This window comes from Natronolimnobius baerhuensis, from assembly GCF_002177135.1.
Lineage (GTDB): Archaea > Halobacteriota > Halobacteria > Halobacteriales > Natrialbaceae > Natronolimnobius > Natronolimnobius baerhuensis.
The window spans coordinates 400,641-415,703 of record NZ_MWPH01000001.1 but is presented as its reverse complement, the minus strand read 5'-3'; the positions used below and the strand labels follow the sequence as shown (position 1 = coordinate 415,703).

At 57.3% G+C, this 15,063-nt stretch carries 13 protein-coding genes and 1 tRNA gene; 9 read left to right on the top strand and 5 right to left on the bottom strand.

Going from position 1 to position 15,063, the window contains the following annotated elements; genetic code table 11:
• The first annotated feature begins 352 nt into the window (after positions 1–352).
• The 9 genes from tatA (at position 353) to B2G88_RS02040 (ending at position 10,537) form a co-directional block, all read left to right on the top strand.
• Positions 353–676, top strand: coding sequence for a twin-arginine translocase TatA/TatE family subunit (gene tatA, locus B2G88_RS02080; RefSeq protein ID WP_054862179.1), 324 nt, complete (start codon positions 353–355; stop codon positions 674–676).
• Positions 677–690: 14 nt separating this feature from the next.
• Positions 691–763 (top strand) — tRNA-Arg (locus tag B2G88_RS02075).
• 620 nt (positions 764–1,383) lie between these two features.
• Positions 1,384–5,547: an ATPase, T2SS/T4P/T4SS family gene (locus tag B2G88_RS02070; protein ID WP_087713841.1), complete on the top strand. Its 4,164-nt coding sequence runs from the start codon at positions 1,384–1,386 to the stop codon at positions 5,545–5,547.
• Positions 5,544–7,619 (top strand): type II secretion system F family protein, encoded by a 2,076-nt coding sequence (locus tag B2G88_RS02065; RefSeq protein ID WP_087713840.1) that lies wholly within the window; start codon positions 5,544–5,546, stop codon positions 7,617–7,619. The genes B2G88_RS02070 and B2G88_RS02065 overlap by 4 nt, the downstream gene beginning before the upstream one ends.
• 1 nt (position 7,620) lies before the next feature.
• A complete protein-coding gene (locus tag B2G88_RS02060) occupies positions 7,621–8,178 on the top strand; it encodes a DUF7287 family protein (RefSeq protein ID WP_054862180.1) in 558 nt (185 codons plus the stop codon).
• 4 nt (positions 8,179–8,182) lie between these two features.
• Positions 8,183–8,794, top strand: a complete 612-nt coding sequence (locus B2G88_RS02055; RefSeq protein ID WP_054862181.1) for a DUF7288 family protein — start codon at positions 8,183–8,185, stop codon at positions 8,792–8,794.
• A complete protein-coding gene (locus B2G88_RS02050; protein ID WP_054862182.1) occupies positions 8,788–9,264 on the top strand; it encodes a hypothetical protein in 477 nt (158 codons plus the stop codon). Before B2G88_RS02055 ends, B2G88_RS02050 begins: the two co-directional genes overlap by 7 nt.
• Positions 9,261–9,776 carry a DUF7266 family protein gene (locus B2G88_RS02045; protein ID WP_054862183.1) on the top strand — a complete coding sequence of 172 codons (516 nt, stop codon included), beginning with the start codon at positions 9,261–9,263 and terminating at the stop codon, positions 9,774–9,776. The genes B2G88_RS02050 and B2G88_RS02045 overlap by 4 nt, the downstream gene beginning before the upstream one ends.
• Positions 9,776–10,537 carry a type IV pilus modification PilV family protein gene (locus B2G88_RS02040; RefSeq protein ID WP_054862184.1) on the top strand — a complete coding sequence of 254 codons (762 nt, stop codon included), beginning with the start codon at positions 9,776–9,778 and terminating at the stop codon, positions 10,535–10,537. The genes B2G88_RS02045 and B2G88_RS02040 overlap by 1 nt, the downstream gene beginning before the upstream one ends.
• Positions 10,538–10,546: 9 nt before the next feature.
• Here B2G88_RS02040 and B2G88_RS02035 read toward each other — a convergent pair whose 3' ends face one another.
• From B2G88_RS02035 to B2G88_RS02015, 5 genes are all read right to left on the bottom strand, one after another.
• On the bottom strand, positions 10,547–11,788 hold the full coding sequence (locus B2G88_RS02035) for a hypothetical protein (protein ID WP_087713839.1): 1,242 nt from the start codon (positions 11,786–11,788) through the stop codon (positions 10,547–10,549).
• A gap of 79 nt (positions 11,789–11,867) precedes the next feature.
• Complete coding sequence (locus tag B2G88_RS02030; RefSeq protein ID WP_087713838.1) at positions 11,868–12,683, bottom strand: CheR family methyltransferase; 816 nt, start codon at positions 12,681–12,683, stop codon at positions 11,868–11,870.
• Positions 12,680–13,213, bottom strand: coding sequence for a chemotaxis protein CheD (locus B2G88_RS02025; protein ID WP_054862187.1), 534 nt, complete (start codon positions 13,211–13,213; stop codon positions 12,680–12,682). The genes B2G88_RS02030 and B2G88_RS02025 overlap by 4 nt, the downstream gene beginning before the upstream one ends.
• Positions 13,210–14,457: a chemotaxis protein CheC gene (locus B2G88_RS02020; RefSeq protein WP_054862188.1), complete on the bottom strand. Its 1,248-nt coding sequence runs from the start codon at positions 14,455–14,457 to the stop codon at positions 13,210–13,212. Before B2G88_RS02020 ends, B2G88_RS02025 begins: the two co-directional genes overlap by 4 nt.
• Positions 14,454–15,059 (bottom strand): chemotaxis protein CheC, encoded by a 606-nt coding sequence (locus B2G88_RS02015; RefSeq protein WP_054862189.1) that lies wholly within the window; start codon positions 15,057–15,059, stop codon positions 14,454–14,456. Before B2G88_RS02015 ends, B2G88_RS02020 begins: the two co-directional genes overlap by 4 nt.
• Positions 15,060–15,063: the final 4 nt, after the last annotated feature.

Here is a 15,063-nt window from a genome sequence, read left to right as displayed (position 1 = left end):
GTTCGCGGACGGGTTCACCGTTGATTTCGGGGCGGGTGGTGACAGGGTTCAGCGGTCGCAATCGACTCCGCCTCGAGCAGCGGGCGGTTTACTTATCGTACCACTTTCGTCCCCGCTCGAGCGGTCTCTGTGGTGGTGCTATGGCACGCAGCAAGGCGAGAGCGCCACTCAAAGACCCGGTCCGTGAGTCGCCGGGACGTAAGAAAACAGTGTTTGCGTTACTCTCTGGTGGGTTTTGTCTACTCGAGTTCGATACAGCCTGCAGCTCCTCGAAAGCGGACTTTCGATGTCTTGTACGTTACTAAGTGGTCCAAAAAGGTTATAATTGCCAGCCGGTAACCCACGCATAGAGATGGTAGCCGAAATCGCACCGCTGTTCATCCCCGGCGCACCCGGGGGTCCGGAACTTTTGATCATCCTTTTCATTGCCATTTTGCTCTTCGGGGCGAACAAGATCCCGAAGCTGGCTCGCTCGACCGGTGAGGCCATGGGCGAATTCCAGAAAGGGCGTGAAAAGGTCGAAACAGAACTTGAGGAAATGCGCGACGGAGACTTCGAAGGGGACTTCGACGAGGACGAGGCAGACACTGACTTCGTCGACACGGAACCGGTCTCCGCCGAAGACTCTGAGAGCGACTTAGAGACTGAAACGGACACTGAAACGGAAGCCAACTAACGCGGTTTTTGCCGGGGCGTGTGGCCTAGCGGAGAGGGCAGGAGGTTCCTAACCTTCTGATCGCGGGTTCGAATCCCGCCACGCCCGTCCGCGACGAACGGACGTGAGGAGTGGACGGGAACGGGTTCGAACTACGGAACGAGCGAGCGATAGCGAGCGAAGTTCAGGTGGTTCGAATCCCGTCACGCCCGCTCGCCGGCGAACGACAGTGAGCCGTGCGAGTGCCACTGATAGGTTCGAATTAGAGAAGGCGCACGATTAGAGAAGGCGCACGTAACGATGCGAGCGCCTTCGCGTGGTTCGAACCCCACATTCCCATTACACACTCACTCGAGAGTGATACAAGCGCGACTCGAGCGCACTATACAGCTGACACTTCCGGGCAGAACTATTTGAAGATCGGTCGCGCTACTGCCGCCGTCCCCGAGGGAGACGAATCACTGTGGAGAACACGCACCAGCCATGCTGACCGGTAGCATGTACCCTACAGAAGTTGTCAGATAGCGAGCGAGCAGTCGGGAGCTGGCGTGTGAACTGGCAATGAACTGCCCCCACTTGGTCTCGAGAGTAACTCACTCAAATGCGAGTGAGCGTTTCGGTACTCGAGTGATATACTGTGTATTTTCATACAGTTTCAAGAGAGAAGATTATCAGATATGGTAATGTATGGATGAGGTTTTTGAAGGGTGACTGATAGCGTGAATGTAATGGCTATTGACGAGGGCAAACAATCGGGCGCTGGGGGGACGTCAGCGGGTGACGCGTCCGATACTGTGTCGGAGGGCAATCGGGCTGGCACATCGGACTCGAGCCGGGTCCGCGTCGGCGAGTATACGTGGGAAGATTTTATGACCGAATACGGCTACAGCGAGGAGATTTCCACGCTGTATCCGGACGATCCGGCTCCCGACGACGACGACCAACTCGGTCTCGAGACTGGTGAAACAAGCGTGGCGACGGTGCCACGTGGTGAGGACTGGGATCGCGTTTCGTTCGATCCATCTGTCTATCTGGGTGCTCATCCGGACGATATTCGCGATCACGTGCTGCCAACTGCAGGGACGAACAAGGATATTCTCGAGCAGTCGTTTCTCAAATACGTCGATCCGGAGACGACGCCGGTCGTCAAAGACGTCTGGACCTGGGAGCACTACAAATGGGAGTACTATTACGAGGAAGACGGCAGTCGACCACGTGATAGTGACGACGAGATCGTCCGCCACGACAAAGAAGAGGCGCTCGGGTTCGATCCCGAGACGCTCGAGGAGCGCCTGACCGTCGGTGCAGATCGGGCGATGGAACTGGACGATGTCGTCGAAGAACGCACGGTCAACATTCAAGACGATATCGACGAAGACGACTTCTTCTCGACGGCCGACGGGGCGACGACGCTCTCGAATCGCTACGATCTCGAGAAGTCGGTGCCGATGGAAAAAAAGACCCACTATCAGGAAGTCGAGCGCTACTGGGTCAACAAGCCCTACGCCTACGTCGTCATCTTCCACTCCGAGAAGGAAAACGAGAAGAAGTACTACATGATCGAGCCCTACATCAACGAGATTGAGGGCGATCTACAGGAGTTTCTCTCGGGCAAACTCCGGACGGCGATCAAGTACTCCGACGACGGCATTAAGGAGAAAGCAAACGAGGATGGCCGCCGGAACGTCATCGAAGACGAGACGCGTCGCCTGCTGAAACGCTACGATCTGTTCGAGAAGACTGCAGGGAGCAAAACCGCTGGGATCATCGAGACCATCCAGTCGCTTCTGGACGACGACGAGGAAGACGAGGAAGAGGGCCCCGATGAACTCGAGGGGATCGAGGTTCGCCCCGAACCCGCTATTCTGGCGGACGACCCGGACACGTTGAACGAGTACCAGGTCGAGAAACTGCTCTATCTCCTCAAGCGGAACTTCATCGGCTACGAGCGGATTGATGGCATCAAACACGACATCAATGTGGAGGATGTGTCCTGTGACGGGTACAACTCGCCCGTCTTCGTCTATCACTCCGACTACGAGCAGATTATCTCGAACATCTACCACGGCGAGGACGAACTCGACGACTTCGTCGTCAAACTTGCCCAGCGCTCGGGCAAAGGGATCAGTAAACGGCTCCCACAGGTCGATGCAACCCTTCCTGACGGCTCGCGTGCGCAGTTGACGCTGGGGAAGGAAGTCTCCGACCACGGGACAAACTACACCATCCGTCAGTTCAAGGACGTCCCGTTCACACCAATCGACCTGATCAACTGGAACACCTTCAGCCTCGACGAGATGGCGTTCCTCTGGCTCTGTATCGAGAACCACAAGAGCCTGATCTTCGCCGGGGGTACCGCATCCGGGAAGACGACCTCGCTGAACGCCGTCTCGCTGTTTATTCCGAGCAGCGCAAAGATCGTCTCCATCGAGGATACCCGCGAGGTCGAGTTGCCACAGCGAAACTGGATCGCAAGCATCACCCGACCATCGTTCTCCGACGACGAACAGGGCGACGTCGACGAGTTCGACCTGCTTGAGGCAGCACTGCGCCAGCGACCTGACTACATCGTCATGGGTGAGATCCGTGGTGAGGAAGGTCGGACGCTGTTCCAGGTCATGTCGACGGGTCACACCACATACACCACCTTCCACGCGGACTCCGTTGACGAGGTGCTGAAGCGATTCACGACGGACCCGATCAACGTCTCGAAGACGATGTTCACCGCGCTGGATCTGGTTTCGATCCAGACCCAGACACGCGTGCAGGGGAACAAGGTTCGCCGGAACAAGTCCCTGACGGAGATTAATCACTACGAGGCCGAAAACGACGAAATCAACGTCCAAGACGTCTATCAGTGGCAAGCAGAGACCGACGAGTACCTCAAGATGGGGGACTCGAACACCTTAGAGGAAATCCAGTTCGACCGCGGCTGGAACAACGAGAAACTCCAGCAGGAACTGTTCAAGCGACAGGTCATCCTGGCCTATCTCATCAAGAACGAACTGAACACCTACGCGGAAGTCGCCGCGACCGCACAGGCGTTTATCAACGATCCAGAGACGATTCTGACGCTCATCGCAAACGGGCAACTCGAGGACAGTCTCGAAGACCTCCGCGAAATGGAGAGTGTGCTGATCGATGTTGATCAGGACAAAGAAGAACTCGTCCCGCGGCCAGATCCGACGACGGAGACGTACAACACGTCGATGGACATCCTCGAGCGAGCAGAAGAGTCCTTGTTCGAGCAGTACCGCGGGAAGGTTCCAAGCGGCCTCGCGAGTGCGCTTGGCGACGTCGAAGACGCGGGCACAATCGATGTCGAGGGTGCTGCCGATGACGCTGACGATGGTGAGGAGTTCGGCTTCAGTGAGTCGGTTGCGACCGGAAACGACTCCTGGGACGATGCGAGCGGCTTCACTCTCGGATCGGATGGAAGCAGCGACCAGCCCTCCTGGATCACTGACGACACCGATTTCGATGTTGGATTCGGAGCGTCGGCATCCGATGCTGACACGGCAACAGCACAGGCTGGGTCCGATTCGAGCGTGAGTGGGACAACGACAAGCGCAACTGCGAGCGAGTCGGCTGGACAGACTGCCAACCCACCAGCCCAAAGCGGGTTCGGATCACCAAGTGGTGGCGACGATAGCGATCCGTTCTCGAGTACCGGAAGCGACTCGAGTAGCACCAGTTCGAACGCGTCGACTGGCCAATTCGATATGAACCCAATCGACTCTGCAGACGCTGCAGAACTCTCGACGGGAGATGCGGTCGCCGAGCAACTTGGTGCAGACACGTCGTCCGTCGCCCCCGACGACAGCGACGACCTCGGGGGGCTGTTCGATAACATGGGTGAGGCGCTTGCAGAACTCGAGGACCCCGAACAGCCCGCCGATGAGGCAAGCGCAGAGACGGCGGCCGACGACTCTCCCGTTTTCGCTCAGGAGTCTACAGGGTCGATTTTCGATCCGGACTCGAGTGAGGGTGCCAGTTCCGGCGATTTCACCGCACATCTCTCCGATGTCGAACGCGATTCAGCATCGCCAGCGGAGCAGTCTTCGGGGTCAGCGTCGGATGCGTGGGAGACCAACACAGACCACCAAACATCGGCCTCCTCGTCCGACTCTACATCGAAGCAAGCACCAGCCGACGACTCGAGTCCAGACGAACCGCAAGATTCGGAACCGGATGCAGAGCCAGCACCTGACCCCGCATCCACATCAGCGACAACGGACGATGATGAGGGCTCGACCGATGAGAGGGAACAGAACGTTCCAACAATCGAAATCGACGAGTCGATGACCACCGAGTCGGCCGCTGCCGATGAGGACACGGCAACGGACGACGGCGGCGATGACACGGATGGAGAGACAGTCACAGAGCGTGATCCACCGACAATCGAACTCGACGAGGGGGACCTCGAGTCAGCAGCTGACGAATCTGGCGACGAATCCAGTGTCGAGTCTGGAGAGATGGCCGACGTGGACGGTGATCGTGACGAAAAAGAAGCCCTAGACGACGGCAGCGGAGACGAGACAGACCCAACAACGGAGACAGAATCCCCGTCCGCTCAAGCCTCGATATTTGGCGAGGGATCCGACTCGGTGTTCAGCGACCCCGATGAGGACGAGGCCGACGACTCCGGCTCGATGTTCGATGACCCCGAGGACGCTGACGAGTCCATCTTTAGTGACTCTGCAGGCGACAATGACGAGGGAAATGACGACGAGCGTCCTGCGAACGCGGAGACAAACGAGTCAAACGAGACAGACGGAACAGATGAAACCGACGACACTGTCGAGTCGGATGAGACGAGCGAAACGGACGACACCGTTGAGTTGAACGAGACAAATGAAACGGACGACACTGCCGAGGAGCGTGACGAATGAGCCTTCAGACCGACGACAGTGGGCGTGGCGGAACTGGCGGTCTTGGGTCTGACTCTGACGCGCTCGGAAACGCATTTTACCCACTGTACAGCCGACTGTTCGGCGAGGGAAGCGAGTTTACAGCTGACGTCGAAATCAAACTCGCACAGGCCCGGATGACGGATCCGGTCGAACTCTATCTCTCACGCGCACTCGGCATCGGATTCATCGCTGGCCTCGCGCTGTGGCTTCTCGGGTTGACCCTTGGCTACGCGCTCTTTGCAACCGGGCTCATCACCGTCGGCGCGTTCGGTATGCCCCTGCAGAACGAGACACTCATTACGGCGTTCGAAACGCTTCGCGTGCCAGCGCTCGTGTTCATCACAGGACTCGTCTTCGGAACCATTGGATTTGCCGCCGGCTTCGGCTCACTCGTCGCGATTCCGTACTCGAGAGCGTCGGCTCGCAAGCGCGAGATCAACATGCTCCTGACCGACTCCGTCTCGTTCATGTACGCACTGTCGGTCGGTGGCCTCAACCAACTCGAGATCATCGACGCGATGGCACAGGCCGACGACACCTACGGCGAAGTCTCGAAGGAGTTCCAGAGCATCGTCAAAGAGACCGAGTACTTCGACGTCGACTACCGGAACGCGATCCGCAAGCAAGCACTCGAGACACCGAGTGACGAACTGTCCCAGTTCCTGACGGATATGCTCTCAATCGTCAACAGCGGCGGTGATATGGAGAGTTTCCTCGAGGATAAGAAAGAAAAGCACATGCGGACGGCCAAGCAGGAACAGGAAATCACCCTCGAGACGCTCGAGTTGTTCGGCGAGATGTACATGACGCTGTCGCTGTTCCCGTTGCTGTTGATCATCATCATGGTCGTCATGCAGATGATCCCGGACGCGGAGGTGTCCAACGAGATGCTGTATCTGACCGTTTACGGGCTGATTCCGCTCACCAGCATCGCCTTTCTCGTGTTGGTTTCGACGGTCAAACACGACGAACCGGGCGATGGCTACCTGACGATGGGTGGGAACGACAAGCGGATCAAAAGCGCCCAGGAGCGCGGCCTGCTCAACCTCGGACTCGTCGAACAGTTCACCGGCGAGCGAAGCGTGTTCGACCGCATCAAAAACCGCGAGGGGACCTACGAGACGATGAAAGTGCTCAAAGAGCCACACATCTTCTTCCGGGATAACCCACTGTACACGCTTGCGATCACAGTCCCAGTCTCCCTGGTTATCGTGACAACCGCGATGGTAACCGACTCGGCACCGCTGTCGTGGAACGAACTCCTCGAGAATCCGATCTGGGGGACGTTCATCTACCTCTATATTCCGCTGTACTGTATCGCGATTCCGCTCTCGATCTTCCGCGAGTGGAACGTTCGACACCGAAACGCGGTCGTCAACAACCTCTCGGAGAACCTCCGAAAGCTTGGCAGCGCCAACGACACCGGACTAACCTTGCTCGAGTCGCTGAAATCCGTCTCGGATACAACGAACGGCAAACTGGCTCGTGAGTTCGAACAGATGCACACGAAGGTCAACTACGGCATGAGCCTGAAAGAGGCACTCATCGAGTTCAACAACAAGTATCACATTCCACGACTCGCCCGCTCGACGCGCCTGATCACCGAAGCACAAGAAGCGTCGAACCAGATCACCGACGTCCTGCGGACAGCTGCTCGAGCCAGTGAGAATCACGACGACATCGAACGCGAGCGCAAGTCCCGCACCCGGATGCAGGTCGTCATCATCATCATGACGTTCATGACCGTCCTCGCCGTCATCGCGATCCTCAAAACCCAGTTCATCGATACGATGGCCGGCCTCGAGGCAGGCGGCGGTGACATCGATGCGGATGCCGCAGGCGGTGGTGCCGGTGGAATGGCCGACGCCGATCTGAGTGAGAACATCAACGTCGACATGCTGTCGGTGTTGTTCTTCCATGCCGTCGCAATGCAGGGCATCCTCTCCGGATTTATCTGTGGCTACATCCGTGATGCAGACGTCCTCAGCGGGCTCAAATACGCTGTTGCGCTCTCGACAATCGCTCTCGTCGGCTGGGTACTGGTGGCCTAAGATGCTCCGAGATCGATTCGACACTCGAGACGAGAACACCAACACTGACCGAGCACGAAGCGCGACGATCTCGATTTCGACGCCAGTCAGTGGCGACCGCGGGCAGACAACTCAAGATTTCGCCGTCGGAATCGGGATCTTCATCCTCGCAGTCGCGTTCGTCTTTTCGTTTTTGCCCTCGATAGTGACGCCCTACGATTCGGCTGTCGGCGGCGCGGAGACGGCACAGGCAGATCGGATTTCAGACAAGGTACTCGAGGAGTTGATAGTTGATGGAGGTCCAAACGAAATCGATCCGGGGCTGATTGGGACGGGCTCGCTCGAAGACAATAATCTCGCCGACACGTTCGGTCTGCGGACCGCTGATGACGGAGACATTCGTATTGATCGGCTGAACGTTCGGATACAGGAACTCGATAACGATGATAACGAGCCCGCAGAAGCAGGTTGGGAATTCGGTGATACGTACGACGACCAGCCAGCTGCAAGTTCGGCTCGAATCGTTACTGTTGATGGGGGCGAAGAGGATGCCTACCGACTCGTTGTGAGGGTGTGGTGAACACATGCGAACTAACACAGAGACAGATGACGAGCGAGGACAGGCCTACACCCTCGAGGGATTTATCGGCGCAATGATCGTCTTGATGGCGCTGCTGTTTGCGCTGCAGTCGGTCGTTATTACGCCGACGACCGGTGGGTTAGCTGATCGGACCGTTCAGGAACAGATCCAGCAGGAGGTGCAGGATGCATTGGTCGTCTCAACGCAGGATGGCGATCTGTCTGCGACGATTAGGGACTGGGACGAGGAGGGTGGATTTGTCGGGGCGAACGGTCCATCGGCACCTGGCGAAGATCACGACACGTACACGGTCGCCGAATTCAACGAGTCCGTCCTCGGTGGCGTGTTAGAAGAGCGCTTCGCTGATCGAGGCTGGAGTTACAACGTTGAACTCCATACTGCTGACGGTGAGAACCGGACGCTCGTCTACCAAGGTAGCCCACCGTCTGATGCTGTGACAGCGAGTTATACAGTGTCACTCTATGACAATCAGGAGATAACCTCGGGTTCGAACGAAGAACTGCAAAATATCGATTCAGATGATCGGACAATCCCACGCGAGAACGAAGACGAACAACTCTATGCTGTCGTCGAGGTTCGGGTGATCCTATGGTAACTGAAGACCGGTCCCGCGGGCAAGTCATCCTCATCGGAGCCATCGCGCTCGCGTTCATCATACTCGGTGTCGTCGTCGTCTTTAACGGCGTGCTCTACACGGAGACCGTGTCGTCGGGATCCTCGAGTCAGAGTGCCAGTACGGCCGATGTGACAAACGCGGAAGTGACTCAGAGTGTTGCATGCTTGCTCCATACGCTTAATGAAGAGAAAGAAGGTGAGGAATTTGATGATGATGATAAATCTGACATCGAGGAGGAAATTGAGATATTAGGTGATCACTATCAAGAGGCAAACACTCAATCAACACCTGCTATTTCATCAATCATTGTTGATGAGTCGGATATCTCTCTCAGTGACGGTGCAATCGAGGATGCCACCGTCACTATCGTCTACGACTCACATGACCTCAGTTATGAACAAGAACTCGAGGAAATCGAACCTGAAGATTGTCCGGGTGTGGACTCATGATCGGCCCGCAAACCAAATCGCACAATCGAATGCAGGACCGGGGCGTCTCCGTTGCAATCACCCACGTCCTGACTATCGGCATCACGACGATTCTCATCGCCATGCTGTTGATGAGCGGAAGTACGCTCCTCGAGTCAGAGACCGACCGCTCAGCGGATACCTCACTCGAGACGGTTGGCGAACGAATTGCAGGTGAGATCGGGAACGTCGATCAGATCGCGAGCACCGAGGGGACAAACGACGTGACCCTGACTGTCGATCATCCGCGTACAGTTTCGAATTCGGGATATTCAGTCACGTTACTCGAGGACTGTAACGAAGACGGAGACCACGACGCGCCACTGATCGGAGATGATCTTCCCTGTCTCGAGTTAGAAACGTACGATCACGATGCAGTCGTCCACGTGCCGGTTGCTGTCGAGACGGATGTCGACGATAGGAGCACAGCAACCGGCGGAAGCGTCGAGATTAGCTACGACGGCAGCAGTATCACACTCGAGGGGGCAAACTAATGCGAGACAAACGAATTCAACTCTCGAGTCCGTTGCAGCGGGATAATCGTGGTGTCTCCGAAGTTCTTGCGTTCGTCCTCGTCTTCGGAATTATCCTCACCTCGGTTGCGATTCTCTCGATGACTGGCTTCCAGGCGATGGACAGCTACCAGGAGAACGAGCAGCAGCGGAACGCCGACCGAGCGATGCAAACGCTCGCGGACAACTTTAACGACGTTCTTCGGTACGACGGTCTCGAGGAGCGCTACGGTGAATTGACGGTTCGTGGTGGGACGGTAACGGTTGATGGTGACGGCGGTCCAGATCTTGCTATCGACGTCGGTAATGGAGACGAGTTTGAACACCTTGAGAACAGTGATGATTCAATCACCCTCGGTTCACTGACGTACGAATCCGGCTCAGAGACGATCAGCTACGAAGGCGGTGCCGTGACCCGCAAGATGGATAGTGGTGGTGGACTTGTCGTTTCAGATCCGCAGTTCCGGTACAACGAACACGACAACCGTGAAAACGTCGCTGTTGTTTCGCTCGTTAAAATTGACGGAGATCGGCGATCAATTCAGACCGATGGGAGCCAAGGCTTGAGCATATCGGTTGTGAACCGAACGACCGAAATGTTCGAAGACGACGTGGAAATAACCGTTTCAGGTGGCGACGAGAATGATGTTTGGGAGACATACCTCGACGAAGAAGGTTGGGATTCCGGAAAGGATGCTGACCGAACACTCGTGACAGTCGTCGAAGCCGAAATCGACTACTAATCAATCCGACTACTCTGCTGACTCCCAATCACCCGTCAACATCACACGCAGCCCTGCTCGAGCAGCGAGTGCTTCTGCAATGCGGGCGTGAGCGTCGGCGTCGCCTGCCGTCTCGAGGGAGTAGCCATTCGAAAGTTCTCGAGGGGCGGCCATTGGCTCACCAGTGGCTCGCTGTGGGTTGTCGTTGAGAAGCGTTGGGACAGAGTCGTCGTCAGGGCTCCAGGGGACAGTAATACCAGAAAGACCGCGCTCGAAGAGGTATTCAGCGACACTGACGAGTGCCTGTTCGGATCGTGAGTGACCGACCGCACCGATTGAGCCGCGGTCGTTGAAGAATCGGGCGACGTATTCGGTATCGGGTTCGGTCTCGTTGGTGCTGGTGTCCTCGCCAGTGCTGTCTGTCTCAGGTTCGGTCTCTGGCTCACTGCTGCTGGTTTCGGCCGTGTTCTCACCCTCGATCACTTCCGAATTCGTGTCTGCTTCGATTGGTGTCTCATCGACGGAACCACCGCCCGACTCGTCTCCAGTGGACGCTCGAGACACAGCAGACGAGTCAGTGCTCGGGTGCTCGTGAGACGGCTCCGTAAACTCGAGTGCAACGTCGTCGGAGACGGACTCGAATCGCTCGGAGTCGTTGTCGGCGAAGGAGACGACGAGGCGGTCAAGCAGGCGGTCTGTTGCGGTCTCGAATTCATCACGATAGGAGTCACCCGCAGCAGCGACGAGTTGGTCAGTCATCGCCTCGGTGACGCTCGAGCGGTTGACTGCGAGGCGGCGGGCAACAGCGTCTTCTGTGTTCGTCTCGAGTCGCTTGGTCGCCGCTGCACGAGTGTAGTGCTCGATGGATGACTCGTGGTCGGGAAGCGAGGAGAGTGAACACAGCAAGCGGTCGGCGTCGGTCGTTCCAGCAACGAACGCGACTGAGTGGCCGTTCGTGTAGATCGCTCGGTCGACGCCCGTCCAGGCCATCGCCTCAAGCAGGTTGCGAGCGCGTTGGTCCGTGAGGTCGTGGCCGTACGGTTCGACGGCGACGAATAGCACCGGGACCGATTCAACGGCGAGGACGTACTCGAGGTGGACATCCTCGACGGTCGTATCGGTGATCGTCGATTCGGCGTGGCGATCCCAACCGAGTGTCTCGAGGAGTGGATCGACAATCCATGCACGCGTTTCGCGGCCGGTCGAGGGCGGCGTGGCAGAAATGAGGGCGGTTGTTCGTGAGACAAACGAGCGGAGATCGGGGCCGGTCATTACTCGAGTGTATTCGAGCAGGGAATATGTAATATCAGGGTGTTATTCAGTGGGCGATGGCCCGACGAACACACGGGAGTTACAACGAGACGTCTGAATCTCGTTGGTAGATCCGCAGTCGGGCGTCGTCGACTTCGAAGGCGGATTTAAGGTTCGGCGGGATCGTTTCGGCTTTGCCGATGACGAGGTAGCCCTTTGGCCGAAGCGATTTGGCGATGGCCCTGAGCATCGACTGTTTGTACTCGTTGTCGATGTAGATGAACAGATTTCTACAGACGACAAGGTCAAAGCCGGATTTCGGGTCGTCGTTGATCAGGTCGTGGCGTTCGAACTCTACGCGTTCTTGTATCTGATCCGCGATGGAATACTGTCGTTCGTCGGTGTTGATATACTGTTCGTAGGCATCGAGAAACGACAGTTGCTCGGCGAAATCAACGGTTCGAGATTCTTCGTAGACACCCTTTCGGGCCGTCTCGAGGGCGGGTTCGCTGATGTCGCTCCCGAGGATAGAGACTGAGGATTCGTCGATCTGGGGGTCATCGTGGGCGAGCATCGACAGCGAGTAGGGTTCGCGGCCGTCTGCGCAGGCCGCACTCCAGATTCGAACCTCGTCGTTTGCAGCTGAGAGGGTTCGCAGCACGTCTCGAATGCCCGCCCAGACATCGGGGTTGCGAAAGAAGCCAGTGACGTTGATGCTCATCGCCTGCAACAACGACTCCTGTTCGTCTGGGTCCTCCTGTAGCAACTCGAGGTAGTCAGTGTACGTTTCGTTTTGCGTGCGTCGCATCCGCGAGGAGACCCGTCGGTCGAGGTAGCTGTTGTTGTAGTGGCTCGTCGCGAAATTCAGTTCGTGCTCGACGTACTCGAGGAGTTCGTCGAACGACTCGTCGGTCACAGTTCAGTCACTCCGTTTGTCCCATCATCGCTCGAGGTCTTTACCAGAAGCGTTCCGGACTCGGGAGTGAATTCGACGGTTCGTCCGCGGTCGCCACCGACGTCTTCGGCGACGATTGGGACGCCAAGCCGGTCGAGTTCGTCTCTGGCGGCGACGATGTTTCGCTGGCCGACACCGTCACCGAAGCTATCGAAGTCGAACATATCGCTGCCGCCAGCGAGTTTCGCTTCGACGGCGGTATAGCTTGCGCCCTGTTCGACCATCCGCCGGAGCAGCGCACGGATTGCGGTATCGGCGTACTTACCGGGTTTGCGGTCGCTGTGGTCGGCCGTATCGCCATCGGGGAGCATCGCATGAGCAAGCCCGCCGATGCCGGTTTCGGGATCGTAGAGTGCAATCGCAAGACACGAGCCGAGCCCGTAGGATTTGAGCGTCTCGTCGCCGTCTTCGGTGCCGTCGCTGACGACCAGTTCGGAGATTCCGACCTGGACGGACGATGGCATGCCCGGTTCGCTTCCGTACGTTTTCATGTGTTGTTCACTTGCTGGAAGTCGGCCGTCGTCGGCGTCTCCTCGATTCGTTCGACATCGAGATCGTTCAACGCACGCTCGAGATCGTCTTCATCGGGGATCGCATACACTTCACAGTCGAACTCTCGGCCGTCGGCAGTGATGACCGTATCGAAGACGAACGCGAACTCCTGGCTCTCTCCGAGTCGGATGACGACTGGATCGACGGCTGCAGCACCGATATCATGGATGAACTCCGGTGTCGAGTGGTCAATTGTCGTATCGAGGACGTTCGCCCAGCCATCGAGAAAGCCACTGGCCATAATGTTCCCGAGTTCGGTGATTGCACTGCGGCCCATCTCGTCGTAGCCGTCCGTGTCGTCGTCTCCCACCGGGGTTCCCGCCGGGACCATTGCATCGATGATTTCGTCGGCCGACTGCTCGTCGAACAAGAAGAGCAAAAAGCCACTCGGCGTTCCTTCGAACTCGAAGGCGACACCGACCAGTTTTTCGTTTGGCACTTGCTGGGGAATCGACTCGAGCGAGACGAAGTTCAGCCGCCGGATATCGACGCTCGTTTCGATACCGGTTAGCGTGGTCGCCGTTTTGGCGATTTCTTCGGCTCCGCGTTCGGCCATGCGGTCAAAGCCGTCGAGTTTGTCGTACTCGATCCCGTTGCTGGCTCGCAGTTGGTCTAACAGGTCAGCCATCGAGTCCCGTTTCGGGAACAGATAGTGGCTGAAACCGACTTCGGTGCCGACGGCTTCGATCTGGCTCTGAAAGAGGAGCGCAAGTTCGTCGCCCGACGCCGTCTCGATGTCACCAATGAACGGTTCAGCGGACTCGCCCTTGATGAACTCAGGTGTCGAGACGTCGATAACGGTCTCGAGGACGTCGGCCCAGCCGTCGATGAAACCGTTGTTCATGATCTGGCCGACTTCGGTGACTGCGCTGCGATTCATCTCGTCGAACTCCTCGGCATCGGACTCTTCGACGAGGGTTTCGACGATCCGCAAGGCGTTCGCCCGGTCGAAGACGATTACGGAGTAGCCCTCGATTGCACCGGTTAGCTCGACCCGAACGCCGACCTTCTCGCCGGAATCCTCGAAATCGTGGCGGAGTTCGTGTCCGCGCATGAAGTTGAGTTTCGTGACGCCGACCCGTGTTTCGACATCGGTCATGTGGGTCAGTCGGCCAGCGGCTAAGCCAGCACCCTCTCGGGCCATCCGGTAGAACGTCCCGAGTGCGTTAACATCGAGTTTCATGCGGGTTTGACGTCAGTTTGGTTAACCATTTCGACGAACTCCTCGAGTTCGGGGAAGGCATAAATTTCGGCCTCGATCTGATAGCTCGGTACCGACAGATCCGAATCGAAGAACAGTGCGAGGTCGTCATCACCAAGACTTGCCGTTCGGGTGACGATTTCCTCGGTCGGTGCGTAGACGAGCTGTGGGGCAGCAACATCGATCACACGGCCGAGAACGTCTGCCCAGCCGTCGATGAAGCCACTGGCCATCATGTTCCCCATCTCCTCGACGGCGCTGCGTGCCATCTTGCCGGAGACATCGGACATGTCCTCGACGACATCGTCAAGCATGATCGCGGTGATCTTCTTTGCGCTTGCCTCCGGAAAGAGGATCAGGATGTGTCCATGTGGCGGATTGAGCAGTCTGACCCGGACACCAACACGCTTGCCACCCTCGAGTTGGGACTCGAGGTCAGCGACGTCGACGAAGTTCGTCTTCGTCACCTCCATCTGGGCGTTCTGGCCGGTCAGCTTGCTCATGTTGTCGGCAACGCCGTTCGTCCCGACTTTTGCCATTTCGTTTATAAAGCTCAACTTTCGAATATCGACCATCATCGTCATGGGT